We start from the raw sequence: 12,983 nt of genomic DNA on the forward strand, positions 1-12,983 counted from the left end.
ACCTGCACGCCCGACTCTCTGGCAGGATGGTTTCCATGACTGCAGAGACGCACTTCCCCGCCCCGCCCGTCGCCAAGAAGGTCCCGACGGAACGCACCCACCACTCGGACACCTTCGTGGATGAGTACGAGTGGCTGCGGGAAAAGGAGAGCCCCGAGGTGGTCGCCCACCTCACGGCCGAGAACGCGTACACCGACGCCGTGACAGCGGACCAGGAACAGCTTCGGCAGGACATTTTCACCGAGATCAAGAACCGGACGCAGGAAACCGATCTGTCGGTCCCCTCCCGCAAAAAGGGCTGGTGGTACTACGCCCGCACCGAAGAGGGAATGCAGTACGCCATCAACTGCCGGGTAGCCGCCACTGACACCGGTGACCTCGCCAGCGACTGGACGCCGCCGGAGATTGTCCCCGGCAAGCCCATCGAGGGCGAACAGGTGATGCTGGACGGCAATGCTGAGGCCGAAGGCAAGCCGTTCTTCTCCCTCGGGGGCCTGGCGGTCACCGAGGACGGGAACCTGCTCGCCTACTGCGAAGACAACGCCGGCGATGAGCGCTTCACCCTGCGGATCAAGGATCTTCGCACCGGCAGCCTACTCCCCGACGTGGTGCCGAACATTTTCTACGGGCTGGCCTTCTCCCCCGACGGCACCCAGGTGTTCTACACCGTGGTTGATGATTCGTGGCGTCCCTACCAGGTCAGGTCCCACACCCTCGGCACCCCGGTGGGGCAGGACGCCGTGGTGTACCAGGAGGACGACGTCGCCATGTGGACGGGTTTCGACCTGTCAGCCGACCGGTCACAACTGCTGATCGGCATCGGCTGCTCCGAATACAGCGAGTACCGCGTGCTCGATCTGGCCAACCAGTCCGCCGGCCTGCTGACCCTGATTCCGCGCAGCGAAAAGGTCCTCTACGAGGCCGACCCCGTGACGATCGACGGCGAGCGCCACTACGTCCTGACCCACAACCGGAACGCCAAGAACTCGATGGTCAGCCTCGCCGCTGAGTCCGAGTTCAGCAAACCTCTCACCGACCAGCGGTGGAACACCGTGGTGGCCCACGACGACGCCGTGCGGGTGGGCGGCGTCGCCGTCACCTCCACCCATCTGGTCGTCTCGGTCCGCAAGGACACCATCGAACGCGTTCAGGTGCTCCCGCTCGCCGGGCTCGGTACGGCAGGCCAGCCCGCCCCCGGGGAACCCGCGTTCGATGAGGAGCTGTTCACCTGCAACCTTGCCGACGCCGAGTTCGAGTCGCCGATCATCAGGCTCTCCTACACGTCCTTCTTCACTCCCCCACGTGTCTACGACTATGTCCTCGACACCGGGCACCTGCTGCTGCGCAAGGAAACCGAGGTGCGCGGCGGTTACCGTTCCGAGGATTACACGGCCGAGCGGCAATGGGCCACGGCCACCGACGGTACCCTGGTGCCGCTCTCGGTGCTGCGGCGAGCCGACCTTCCTGCGAATGGCAGCAACCCGGCGCTGGTCTACGCCTACGGCAGCTACGAGATCAGCATGGATCCTGGCTTCTCGATCGCACGGCTGTCGTTGCTGGACCGGGGTGTGGTCTTCGTGGTGGCGCACATCCGCGGGGGCGGCGAAATGGGCCGCACCTGGTACGAGGGCGGCAAGAAACTCAACAAGAAGAACACGTTCACCGATTTCGTCGACGCGACCCGGCATGTGGCGGCGTCGCCCTACGTTGACCCCCACCGGATCGCCGCGATGGGCGGATCCGCCGGCGGGCTGCTGATGGGTGCCATCACCAACCTCGCCCCCGACCTGTACCGGGCGGTGGTGGCCCAGGTACCGTTCGTCGACGCGTTGACCACCATCCTTGACCCCGAACTGCCCCTGTCAGCCTTGGAGTGGGAGGAATGGGGCAACCCGATCACCGACCCCGAGGTGTACCGGTATATGAAGGAGTACACCCCGTACGAGAACATCAAGGCCACCCGGTACCCGCGGATTGCCGCGGTGACCAGCTTCAACGACACCCGGGTGCTGTATGTGGAACCCGCGAAGTGGGTGGCCAAGCTGCGCGACACGACCACCGGCAGCGAGCCGATCGTCTTGAAGACCGAGATGGACGGCGGCCACGGCGGGGCCAGCGGCCGGTACGAGCGGTGGAAGGACGTCGCCTGGGACTACGCTTTCGTCGCTGCGGCTCTCGGCGCCGAGGAGCCCCGCACCACCAGTTCAGCCGGGTAGATCACCGGGTCGGGATGGGTGCCGGGGGCCTCAATCTCCTCCAGCAGCATGGCGCCAGCCTTGGTCGCCATCTCCACCATGGGCTGGGTGATGGTGGACAGGGCCGGCGACGCCAGCGCTGAGATGGTGTGGTTGTCATACCCCACCACCGCGACGTCGTCGGGAACCCGGAGCCCGCGGGACCGGAGGACCTCCAGCACGCCGACAGCCATCAGGTCGGATGCGGCGAAGATCGCATCGGTGCCGGGCGCGTCGTCGAGCAGCCGCCGGGTCGCCTCGGCCCCACCCACCGTGGTGAAGTCAGCGAACTCGACCGGGCTCGACGCCGCTCCGGCGCCGAGCAACCCGTCCTGCCAGCCACGGAGGCGGTCGACGGCGGCGGTCATGTCGGAAGGCCCGGCGATGGTGGCCGGACGCCGGCTACCGGCGGCGAGCAGGTGCTGCGCTGCCTGGGTACCGCCGCCATAGTTGTCGGTATCGACGTACGTCAGTCCGTGCCCGCTCTGCCAGGGCCTGCCAATAAAGATGATGGGCAGCCCACTGTCGGCGAGCGGACCCACCCAGGTGTCCCCCTGGTGGTGGGAGACCACGATGGCGCCGTCGACGTGCCCGCCCCGCAGATAGCGGACCGTCCGCGCCGCGTCGTCGCTCCGGGACATCAGCAGGACCAGCTGCACATCGGTTTCCCGCAGCGACTCGGTGACGCCGGTGATGACCATCGCGAAGAACGGGTCCATCATGACGCGCATGTCCGGTTCGGGGATCACCAGGGCAATCGACGAGGTGCGCCGGGTGACCAGCGACCGTGCCGCACGGTTGGGCGTATAGGCCAGGGCAATGACGGCGGCGTCCACCGCCGCCTGGGCCTCCGGACTCACCCGGCTGCCCCCGTTGATGGCGCGCGACGCCGTCGACCGGGACACCCCGGCCGTCGCCGCCAGGTCCTCCAGGGTGGGGCTGTATTTCGCTCCCGGCGGGTGCGCGAGTCCGGGCCGCCCGGCCCGTAGCTGCTGATCATCCATCACCTAGAGAATACGACACGATTGCCTGCCGGCCGGGCCCTAGCCGATGGAGGCCAGCGCGGTGTCCCCCGGGTTCGCCACCCCCACGGCGGGGTCCGGTCCCGCCTGCTGGCCAGGCGCCGGCAGTGCGTTAGCTGCGGCAGCCCGGGCGTACCAGAGCGCGCTGGCCTTCGGGGTGCGCTGCTGGGTGTCATAGTCCACCCGGACCAGGCCGAAGCGCTGGTGGTACCCCCATGCCCATTCGAAGTTGTCGAGGAAGGACCAGGCGAGGTAGCCGCGCACGTCGGCGCCCTCGTCGATCGCTGCCCGGACCGCCCGCAGGTGACTGTCGAAGTAGGCGAGCCGGTCCTGATCGTCGACGAACCCCGACGCGTCAGGTGCGTCGTCGTAGGCCGCACCGTTCTCGGTGATGTACACGGGGATCCCCGCCGGCCCGGTGTACTCCTGGTGAACGCGGACCAGGAGCCGGCGCAGCCCATCCGGCTGAACCTCCCAGCCCATCCCGGTGACGGGGAGGCCCCGGGGTGCCGACCGGACGCCGTCGGCAGCAACATACGGTGAAGCAACAGGTCGGCCCTGGGGTGCATGTCCGCCGTCGTCGTCGGCAGGGGTGGCCGACGACGTCACCGCCTCACCGTGGTAATAGTTCACGCCCAGCAGGTCGAGGGGTTCGGAGATGACCGCCAGATCGCCGTCGTGGATGAACTCCTCCAGCCCCAGGTGGCGGACGTCGTCGAGCACGTCCTGGGGATACTGGCCCCTGAACACCGGGTCGAGGAAGATCCGGTTGAACTGGCCGTCGATGCGGCGGGCAGCGTCGACGTCGGCGTCGCTGGTCGGATCGACGGGATCGGGGACGGTGAGATTCAGCGTCAATCCCAGTTGCGCGGCCGGGTCACGGCGGCGCAGCTCCTGCGCCGCGAGCCCATGGCCGAGGAGCAGGTGGTGAGCGGCTGCGAGAGCGGCGCGGGGTTCCCGGCGGCCTGGCGCGTGAATCCCCGCTGCGTATCCGAGGAAGGCAGAACACCACGGCTCATTGAGGGTGGTCCAGATGCGGACCCGGTCGCCGAGCGCCTCATGCATCACCGCTGCGTACTCGGCGAACCGGTAAGCAGTCTCGCGGTTGGCCCAGCCGCCCTGCTCCTCCAGCGCCTGCGGCAGGTCCCAGTGGTAGAGGGTGAGCCACGGCTTGATGCCAGCGGCGACCAGCTGGTCCACCAGACGGGAGTAGAACCTGATGCCCTCAATATTCGGCGTCACCCCGTCCGGCATGCACCTGGCCCAGGAGGTGGAGAACCGGTAGGCCTGCAGGTTGAGCTGTTTCATCAGCGCCACGTCTTCGGCCGAGCGGTGGTAATGGTCGCAGGCAACGTCGCCGTTGTGACCGTCGGCAACCGCGCCGGGCTCCCTGGAGAACACGTCCCAGATGGAATCCTGCCGGCCATCCTCGTGCGCCCCCCCCTTCAATCTGGTAGGCCGCTGTGGCCGCGCCCCAGAGAAATCCTTCCGGGAAGGTGATGTCTGTGGTGGTCATCCTTTGACTGCTCCTTGCATGATTCCTGAAACGAGTTGGCGTCCTGCGATAACGAAAACCAGCAGGAGGGGAATGGTCGAAAGCACTGCACCCGCGAGAACCACAGAATAGTCGACGAAGTGAGCTGCCTGCAGAAGCTGCAATGCTACCGGGAGGGTGGGGTTACTGGGATCGAGCACGATGAAGGGCCAGAAGAAGTTGGTCCAAGTGGCCATGAAAGTGAAGAGGGCCAGCATTGCGGCGGCGGGCCGTGCGGCTGGGAGCCCCACATGCCAGAACGCCCTGATCATTGAGGCGCCGTCCACCCGCACCGCCTCGATCAGCTCATCAGGCAGGGCGTCCCTGATGTACTGGGTCATCCAGAACACGCCGAACGCCGTGACGAGGGCGGGGATGATCACCGCCCAGAGTGACCCGGTCCAGCCGAACCTGGACATCACGATGAACAGGGGCACCACGCCGAGCTGGGTGGGGACCGCCATGGTGGCGATCACGAACACCAGCAGCCATTTGCTGCCTTTGAACTTCAGCTTGGCGAAGGCGAACCCGGCCAGGGTGGAGAAGAACACCACCGAGAACGCCGTCACACTGGAGACGAGCAACGAGTTTCCGAGCGCTGTCCAGAAGGGAATGCTGTCCAGCACCTGCGCCGCATTGGTCAGGAAGTTCCCGCCCGGCAGCAGGGGGATACCGCGGGACAGCACGGTGCTGTCGTGGCTGCCGACCAGGTAGGACCAGTAGAGCGGAAACAGCGACCCGAGCAGGACGGCACCGAGGAACCCGTAGGTGAGGAACCCAGGACGCCTCCCGGTGCCGCCGGGACCCTTCCGGCGTCGTCGGTCGCCCCGGCGGGCGGCGGCGCGGGCCGCACCTTTTCCTGCCGTCTGTGCGGTCAAGGGGATGGAGCTCACTTGGTGCCTCCCTGGTTGGCGATGCGCCGGGTGATGAAGAAGTTCAAGACTGCGATCAACACGATGATCAGGAACAACAGCCAGGCGACGGCCGAGGCTCGCCCGAAGTTGCGTTGGCCCCACCCGAGTTCCCAGATGTACATAGTGAGGGTCTGCCATTGCCGGTCGGCCCCACCCAACCCGTACTGATCGAACACCCGCGGCTCGTCGAAGATCTGGAGCCCGCCGATGGTCGAGGTGATCACCACGAAGATCATCGTGGGACGCAGCATCGGCACGGTGAGGGAGAAGAACTGGCGGAGCCGGCCCGCCCCGTCGATGGCCGCCGACTCGTAGACATCCCGGGGGATGGCCTGCATGGCTGCCAGGAAGATCAGCGTGTTGTAGCCGATCCAACGGAAGTTCACCATGGTGGCGATGGCCACGTGGCTGGCTGTCGGATCGGAATGCCACCGCACTCCCTCAAATCCGAGGGACCGGAGAATCTCGTTGACCAACCCGAACTGGTCGGCGAACAGGTTGTTGAAGATCAGGCCCACGGCCACCGGTGCGACGACGAACGGGACGAGCACCCCCATCCGCCAGAAGGTTTTCGCCCGCAGGTTCGCGTCGAGGAACGCGGCGATGACGATTGCCGCCACCACCTGAGGCACGGAGGAAAGCAGGAAGATGCTGAACGTGTTGCCCACAGCGTTCCAGAAGAACGGCTGGGACAGGATGAACGTGTAGTTCTCCAGTCCGGCGAACTCCCCCTGTCCGCCGATCAGGTTCCAGTTGTGGATTGAAACCCAGGCCGTGTATCCCAGGGGGAACAGGCCAGTGATGGCGAACAGGAGGAAGAACGGCGAGATGTAGAGGTACGGGGAGAACTTCACATCCCAGTGGGAAAGCCGGTGGGAGAAAGTAATCCGACGGACCTTCCTGGACGACGACGGCGGGCGCCGGGGTGGGGCTGGTTTCAGCGCCCGGTCGGTGACGGCCATGGTGTCAGAGCGCGTTGACCGCGGTGACGAACTTCTCCCAGGAGGATGCGACGTCGTCGGTCTGGTCGACGTCAACACGCGTCAGGGCTTGCTGCATCGCATCGTTGATGGGGAAATACTTCGGTCCCTTGAACGGGGTGATATCCACGGCCAGCGCCCGTTCGGCGAGGATTTCACCGGTCGGTGCCCCATTGAAGAACTCGTTGGTCGCGCCGAGCAGGTCGGTGCTTTCCAGTGCGTCGACCTGGCTGGGGAAGGTACCTTTCGCGTTGAATGCCTTGATCTGCTGTTCGGGTGCGGTGAGCCAGTCAGCGAGCTTCTTGGCTTCGGCCTGGTTTTCGCCCTGCACGGGGACCGTCAGGTAGGACCCGCCCCAGTTGCCGCCACCGCCGGGGAAGACATTGGCAATGTCCCAGCCTTCGACGCCTTCGGCGTTGCCCTCAATGACACCGAGCATCCAGCCCGGGCACAGCATGGTGGCAAACGCGTCCGACTGGAAGCCCGCCGTCCAGTCTTCGCTCCACTGGCCCAGATGGGCGGAGAGGTTGTCATCCACCGAGGCAGCGACCACGGTCTCGTAGATTTCCTTGACCTCGGCGTTATCGGCGGCGATGACCGTGCCGTCCTCATTCTCGTAGGCATTCTCGACCTGGTTGATCATGCCCTGGTAGGTGGCTCCGGCTGAATCGAACCAGGCGACTCCGTCGCTGGCGGCGACGAAGTCCCGGCCGGCCTCAAAGTAGCTCTCCCAGGTGCCGCCCAGTAGCGCAGCGACTTCGTCCCGGTCGGTGGGCAGGCCAGCTTCCTCAAAGAGGTCGGCCCGGTAGCAGACACCCTGGGGGCCCACATCGGTGCCGTAGCCGATCAGCTTGCCATCCGGGGTGGTGGCGGCCTCGGTCTTCCAGTCCAGCCAGCGGCCTTCGACCGCAGGGTCGGCGAGGTCAGCGAACTGGTCGGGGAATTCCATCAGCTCCGCCAGCCAGTCAACCTCGATCGCTTCGATGTCGGAGAGTCCAGATCCAGCGGCCAGCCGGGTGGTGAGGTTGTCGCGGGCCTCGTTGGAGGTGGCCGCTTTTTTGTGTTCGATGGTCACGTTGTCGTTGAGTTCTTCGTATTCGGTGAAGAGGTCTTCATATCCGAACTCGTTGAAGGTCGCCACGGTGAGGGTGACGTCTGATTCGCCGGTGGCGCCGTCGATGTCGCCTCCCGGGGTGGAACCGGTTCCGCAGGCTGACAGGGCAAGGGCCAGGCAGGCTGCGCTCGCTGACAGCGCGGTAAATTTGGCTCGATTGTGCACGGGTGACTCCTTTGTCGGGTGATGACCTGAATCGTCATGGGAGCGCTCTCACGCTCTGGAATCATTTTTGAGTGACCTGCGTCTCATGTTAAGTGGGAGCGCTTCCACGGCTTTCTTTCGAGATCACTTCATCCCGAAGCTCCTAGTCAGAAGCGGGTACCCGAACACGCCGTTATCAAATCGTTACGAGCGCCTGAACCCATTGAACCACCCGGGCGCGCCGTCGACCGGTCCGCCAGTGCGTCATCTCTTGACACCGTCCCGCCTGCGGGATTATCTGAATGAACATTCGGTCACTAAAATGAATCACCTATCAGCGATCCCTAAGTGAGGCTTCAATGGCGGACACCGGCGTCCAACCCACGCATCCGATTCTCGAACGGGACCACGCCTCGCGCTGGCTCGGGATCGACGTCGTTGCCCTCGACGACGGTTACGCGGTGATCACCATGACCCTCCGCCACGAAATGCTGAACGGGTTCGGGATAGCTCACGGCGGGATGGTGTTTGCGTTCGCCGACTCGGCGTTCGCCCTGGCCTGCAACCCGGTCGGTGAGACCGAAACCGTCACGGTGGCCTCGGGCGCAGACGTCACCTTCCTCGCATCCGCGCAGCCCGGAGACCGACTGACTGCCACCGCCACCCGCCGCGCGTCGGCGGGGCGCAGCGGTCTCTACGACATTTCGGTGACCGCCGAGAACAGCGAGGGCACGCGTGCGATTGCCGAGTTCCGTGGGCGGTCCCGCACCATCCCGAATCCGCAACGCATCATGCCCAACAACGCAACCTCCGACAGCTCCACCGGCACCAGGACAGAAAAGAGCCTCACATGACCAGTACGGCACTCAAGGCCAGCGCTGCCGATCCCTCAACTCTCGACGCGGAGGAGCTGATGGGCAGGGACCAGATCGAGGAGCTGCAACTCGCGCGGCTCCAGCACACCGTCCAGTACGCCTATGACAACGTCCAGCTCTACCGGGAGAAATTCGACACCGCGGGAGTACACCCGTCCGATCTGAAGGAACTCAGTGACCTGGCGGTGTTCCCCTACACCACTAAGGAGGACCTGCGACGTACCTACCCGTTCGGGATGTTCGCCGTCCCGCAGGATCGGGTGGCGCGGATCCACGCCTCATCGGGCACCACCGGGCGTCCGACGGTGGTGGGCTACACCGCCGGAGACCTGGACCGCTGGGCCACCCTGGTGGCCCGGTCGCTCAGGGCATCGGGTGTCAAGAAGGGCGACAAGGTACACAACGCGTACGGCTACGGCCTGTTCACTGGCGGTCTGGGCGCCCATTTTGGTGCAGAGAAGCTCGGCTGCACGGTGATCCCTATCTCGGGTGGGCAGACCGAACGCCAGGTCCAGCTCATCAGGGACTTTGAACCCGATGCCATCCTGGCCACCCCCACCTATCTGCTCACCATCCTGGACGCGATGGCGGCGGCGGGCATCGACCCCGCCAGCACATCGCTGAAGACTGCTGTCCTTGGCGCCGAACCGTGGACCGAGGAGATGCGCCACGAACTGGAGAACCGGATGGGGTTTGACGCCTGCGACATTTACGGCTTGTCCGAGGTGATGGGCCCGGGGGTCGCGGGTGAATGCGTCGAGAGCAAAGACGGCTCCCACATCTGGGAGGACCACTTCCGCCCAGAGATCATCGATCCGTTCACCGACAAGGTGCTCGACGACGGCGAACACGGCGAACTCGTCTTCACCTCCCTCACCAAAGAGGCACTCCCCATCATCAGGTACCGGACCCACGACCTGACCAGGCTGCTACCCGGCACCGCCCGACCTGGGATGCGCCGGATGGGCCGCATCACCGGGCGCAGCGACGACATGATCATCCTCCGCGGCGTGAACCTGTTCCCCACCCAGATCGAGGAGATCGCCCTGCGCATCCCGGCGCTCAGCCCGCATTTCCAGCTCGAGCTCACCCGGCCGGAGGGCCAGCGGATGGATGCGATGACTGTCAAGATTGAACCTCGGGATGGGGTTTCGGCGCACGATGCCGAAACCGCGGCCAGCCAGCTGAGCGAACAGATCAAGATCCATATCGGCTCCAGCTGCGCCGTGACCGTGGCCGAGCCCGGGTCGCTGGCCCGGTCCAGCGGCAAGCTCCGGCGGATCTACGACCTGCGGCCCAAGGCTGGCGCCTGATGGGCATCGCTCCCCCGCAGGCGGCCAACCGACGCGGCCGGCCCGGCTACGACCAGCAGGCTGTCCTCACGATCGCCGTCGACGTGTTCAACCGGCACGGTTATGAGGCCACTTCGATGGGGGTCCTCGCCGAGAACCTGGGGATCAGCAAATCAGCCATCTACCACCATGTGCCATCCAAAGGGGACCTGCTTCGTCTGGCCCTGGATCATGCGCTGGGCGGGCTGGAGGCCGTGCTGACCGCTCCCGCCGCCACCTCGGGCAAAGCTGACGCCCGGTTGGAGTTTGTCCTCCGGGGGACGATCGCGGTCCTGATCGAGCGCCTCCCCTTCGTGACGCTGCTGCTGCGGCTGCGGGGCAACACCGAGGTGGAGCGCGGCGCCCTGGAGCGCCGTCGCACCTTCGACCATCAGGTGGCCGCCCTGGTCGATGCCGCCCGGACCGAGGGCTCCCTACGCTCCGACCTCGACCCGCGGACCACCACCCGTTTGCTGTTCGGGACGATCAACTCGATCGTCGAGTGGTACAAACCCAGCGGCGCTGTGTCTCCCGAGCGACTGGCCGACGACGTCATCAGCATGCTCTTCGACGGGCTCCACAGCACCTAGCCTCCCCACCGAGTGGGGTGGCGGTGGGGGGCTACTTCTCGACGAGGGTCAGGACGTCGTAGGTGGCGACGATGTCGTCGTCCTGGTTGTGCAGCACCGCGTCCCAGGCAACCTCGCCGTACTCTTCGTCCTCGCGCGGGGTGATGCGCTTGGCTGTCAGGGTGACACGGATCGAATCCCCTGCGGCTACCGGCGTGATGAAGCGCAGATTCTCCAGGCCGTAGTTGGCCAAAACCGGCCCTGGAGCAGGATCGACGAACAGCCCGGCACCCCAGGACAGCAGCAGGTAGCCGTGCGCCACGATGCCTGGGAAGAACGGGTTGGCCGCGGCGGCTTCCTCATTGGTATGCGCGTAGAACGTGTCTCCGGTGGTGTTGGCGAACGCGGTGATGTCCGCCAGGGTCACCTGCCGCAGGTCCGAGCGGACGCCGTCGCCAATCCGCAGGGTCGCGAGGTCCTTCCGGAACGGGTGGGTGTCATCGAACCGTTGGTCGGCACCGGTATGCCACACTCCCGTCACCGCGGTGAGCATGTTCGGTGAGCCCTGAAGGGCCGTCCGCTGCATGTGGTGCAGCACCGAGCGGATGCCGCCGAGCTCCTCGCCACCGCCGGCCCGCCCCGGTCCGCCGTGGACCAGATGCGGTACGGGTGAGCCGTGCCCGGTGGAACTCCTCGCGTCCTCCCGGTTGAGCATCAGCACGCGACCGTGATGCGCCGCGATGCCGAGGACCAGTTCCCGGGCGATCGCGGGGTCGTTCGTGCAGACCGTCGCTACGAGCGACCCGGCACCGAGGGCGGCGAGCCGCACGGCATGCGCGGCGTCGTCGTACCCGATCACCGACGCCACCGGACCGAAGGCCTCGATGGAGTGCAGTTCAACCGCTTCCGCGTTGTCCCAGGTCAGGAGCACCGGAGACATGAAGGCACCGTCGACGGCGGTGTCCACCGTGCCGTCGGCCTGGGTAACGCGGGGTGCGTCGAGGGTACCGTAGGCCAGCTCACCACCTGCGGCAATCATGGTCTCGACGGCGGACCGGACGTCGCGCAGCTGCTCCAGCGACGCAAGGGCCCCCATGGTGACGCCCTCGGCGCGTGGATCGCCGAGGACGATGCGCTGTTCGATGCGGTCCTTCGCAGCGGCGACCACATCATTCACCAGGGCTTTGGGCACGATGGTGCGGCGGATGCTCGTGCACTTCTGCCCGGCCTTGACCGTGATCTCGGTGACCAGCGACTTGATGAAGGCGTCGAATTCGGGGGTGCCGGGAACAGCATCCGCGCCGAGGATCGCAGCGTTGAGCGAGTCGGTTTCGGAGGTGAAGCGGACGCCGCCGTGCACCACGTTGTCGTGGGACTTCAGCTTGTTGGCGGTCGACGCCGACCCGGTGAAGGAGACCAGATCCCGGTAATCCAGGTAGTCCAGGAGGTCCCGGGCGGATCCGGAGATCAGCTGCAGCGCGCCCTTCGGCAGGATGTTGGACTCGATGATGAACTTCACGACGGCGGCGGTCAGGTACCCCGTCGGTGTCGCCGGTTTGACGATGGTGGGGACACCGGCCAGGAATGCTGGCGCCAGCTTCTCGAGCATCCCCCAGACCGGGAAGTTGAAGGCGTTGATCTGCACCGCCGCACCCGGGATACGGGTGTAGATATGCTCCCCCAGGAAGGTCCCGTCTTTCGACAGGGTTTCCGGCGGTCCATCCACCACCACGTTGGAGTTGGGCAGTTCCCGGCGTCCCTTGGAGCCGAAGGTGAAGAGCACTCCAATCCCGCCGTCGATGTCCACCATGGAATCGATCTTGGTTGCACCGGTGCGGGCCGACAACTCATAGAGGGAGCTGCGCTGGTCGTTGAGGAACTGCGCCAGCGCTTTGAGCATCAGGGCGCGCTGGTGGAAGGTGAATTCGCCGAGTGCACGCTGCCCGGTGGCGCGGGCGTAGTTGACCACGCGCGCGACGTCGAGCCCCTCGGTGCTGACGACGGCCAGGGTCTCGCCGGTGCTGGCGTCACGCACCTCGGCGCTGTTGCGTTCCGTCAGGGACCCGGCGTCGGGTGTCCACCAGGCATCCTCAATGAAACTGGGGACTGTCTCCACGCGTACCGCTGTTGAAGTCATCGTCGACTTGCCTTTCACCTCTGAGTGTCTCGGGCGCCGAGCGTCCGACGAAGATAACTGAACGGACGTTCGGTAATATATCCAGCGTACATTAACTGGCATTTTCGTAACCCTCATAAGGAGCACCCG

General features: G+C 65.7%; 9 protein-coding genes and 1 pseudogene. 4 read left to right on the top strand and 6 right to left on the bottom strand.

The features are described 5' to 3' along the window. Nucleotides 1-35 precede the first annotated feature (35 nt). Nucleotides 36-2,216 (top strand): S9 family peptidase, encoded by a 2,181-nt coding sequence (locus IWX62_RS03135; protein ID WP_196839930.1) that lies wholly within the window; start codon nucleotides 36-38, stop codon nucleotides 2,214-2,216. Here the strand turns inward: IWX62_RS03135 and IWX62_RS03140 are convergent. The 5 genes and pseudogenes from IWX62_RS03140 to IWX62_RS03160 all read right to left on the bottom strand — a co-directional run bounded on the left by IWX62_RS03140 (nucleotide 2,153) and on the right by IWX62_RS03160 (nucleotide 7,963). Further along, on the bottom strand, nucleotides 2,153-3,238 hold the full coding sequence (locus IWX62_RS03140) for a LacI family DNA-binding transcriptional regulator (RefSeq protein WP_196839931.1): 1,086 nt from the start codon (nucleotides 3,236-3,238) through the stop codon (nucleotides 2,153-2,155). The two genes, IWX62_RS03135 and IWX62_RS03140, sit on opposite strands and share 64 nt — an antisense overlap. Before the next feature lie 39 nt (nucleotides 3,239-3,277). Then, nucleotides 3,278-4,772 (bottom strand): annotated as a pseudogene (locus IWX62_RS03145) (GH1 family beta-glucosidase). After that, nucleotides 4,769-5,683 (bottom strand): carbohydrate ABC transporter permease, encoded by a 915-nt coding sequence (locus IWX62_RS03150; RefSeq protein WP_196839932.1) that lies wholly within the window; start codon nucleotides 5,681-5,683, stop codon nucleotides 4,769-4,771. The pseudogene IWX62_RS03145 and the gene IWX62_RS03150 overlap by 4 nt, the downstream one beginning before the upstream one ends. After that, entirely contained in the window at nucleotides 5,680-6,666 is a 987-nt protein-coding gene (locus tag IWX62_RS03155; protein ID WP_196839933.1) for a carbohydrate ABC transporter permease, read from the bottom strand. The genes IWX62_RS03150 and IWX62_RS03155 overlap by 4 nt, the downstream gene beginning before the upstream one ends. A gap of 4 nt (nucleotides 6,667-6,670) precedes the next feature. Continuing rightward, nucleotides 6,671-7,963, bottom strand: coding sequence for an ABC transporter substrate-binding protein (locus IWX62_RS03160; protein WP_196839934.1), 1,293 nt, complete (start codon nucleotides 7,961-7,963; stop codon nucleotides 6,671-6,673). A 338-nt stretch (nucleotides 7,964-8,301) separates the two neighbouring features. On the opposite strand from IWX62_RS03160, the gene paaI reads away from it, so the two are divergent. The 3 genes from paaI to IWX62_RS03175 are packed head-to-tail and all read left to right on the top strand — an operon-like array spanning nucleotide 8,302 to nucleotide 10,738. Beyond that, nucleotides 8,302-8,796: a hydroxyphenylacetyl-CoA thioesterase PaaI gene (gene paaI / locus IWX62_RS03165; protein WP_196839935.1), complete on the top strand. Its 495-nt coding sequence runs from the start codon at nucleotides 8,302-8,304 to the stop codon at nucleotides 8,794-8,796. Further along, nucleotides 8,793-10,130, top strand: coding sequence for a phenylacetate--CoA ligase PaaK (paaK, locus tag IWX62_RS03170; RefSeq protein WP_196839936.1), 1,338 nt, complete (start codon nucleotides 8,793-8,795; stop codon nucleotides 10,128-10,130). Before paaI ends, paaK begins: the two co-directional genes overlap by 4 nt. Further along, on the top strand, nucleotides 10,130-10,738 hold the full coding sequence (locus IWX62_RS03175) for a TetR/AcrR family transcriptional regulator (RefSeq protein ID WP_196839937.1): 609 nt from the start codon (nucleotides 10,130-10,132) through the stop codon (nucleotides 10,736-10,738). The genes paaK and IWX62_RS03175 overlap by 1 nt, the downstream gene beginning before the upstream one ends. A 31-nt stretch (nucleotides 10,739-10,769) precedes the next feature. On the opposite strand, the gene paaZ is transcribed toward IWX62_RS03175, so the two are convergent. Beyond that, nucleotides 10,770-12,854, bottom strand: a complete 2,085-nt coding sequence (gene paaZ / locus IWX62_RS03180) for a phenylacetic acid degradation bifunctional protein PaaZ (protein ID WP_196839938.1) — start codon at nucleotides 12,852-12,854, stop codon at nucleotides 10,770-10,772. Nucleotides 12,855-12,983 lie beyond the last annotated feature (129 nt).

This window comes from Arthrobacter sp. CAN_A1 (genome assembly GCF_015751665.1).
Lineage (GTDB): Bacteria > Actinomycetota > Actinomycetes > Actinomycetales > Micrococcaceae > Arthrobacter_D.

Coding starts and splice junctions, on each gene's coding strand:
- paaI (WP_196839935.1), top strand. CDS start 8,302: ATGGCGGACACCGGCGTCCAACCCACGCATCCGATTCTCGAACGGGAC.
- IWX62_RS03140 (WP_196839931.1), bottom strand. CDS start 3,238: ATGGATGATCAGCAGCTACGGGCCGGGCGGCCCGGACTCGCGCACCCG.
- IWX62_RS03175 (WP_196839937.1), top strand. CDS start 10,130: ATGGGCATCGCTCCCCCGCAGGCGGCCAACCGACGCGGCCGGCCCGGC.
- IWX62_RS03155 (WP_196839933.1), bottom strand. CDS start 6,666: ATGGCCGTCACCGACCGGGCGCTGAAACCAGCCCCACCCCGGCGCCCG.
- paaK (WP_196839936.1), top strand. CDS start 8,793: ATGACCAGTACGGCACTCAAGGCCAGCGCTGCCGATCCCTCAACTCTC.
- IWX62_RS03135 (WP_196839930.1), top strand. CDS start 36: ATGACTGCAGAGACGCACTTCCCCGCCCCGCCCGTCGCCAAGAAGGTC.
- paaZ (WP_196839938.1), bottom strand. CDS start 12,854: ATGACTTCAACAGCGGTACGCGTGGAGACAGTCCCCAGTTTCATTGAG.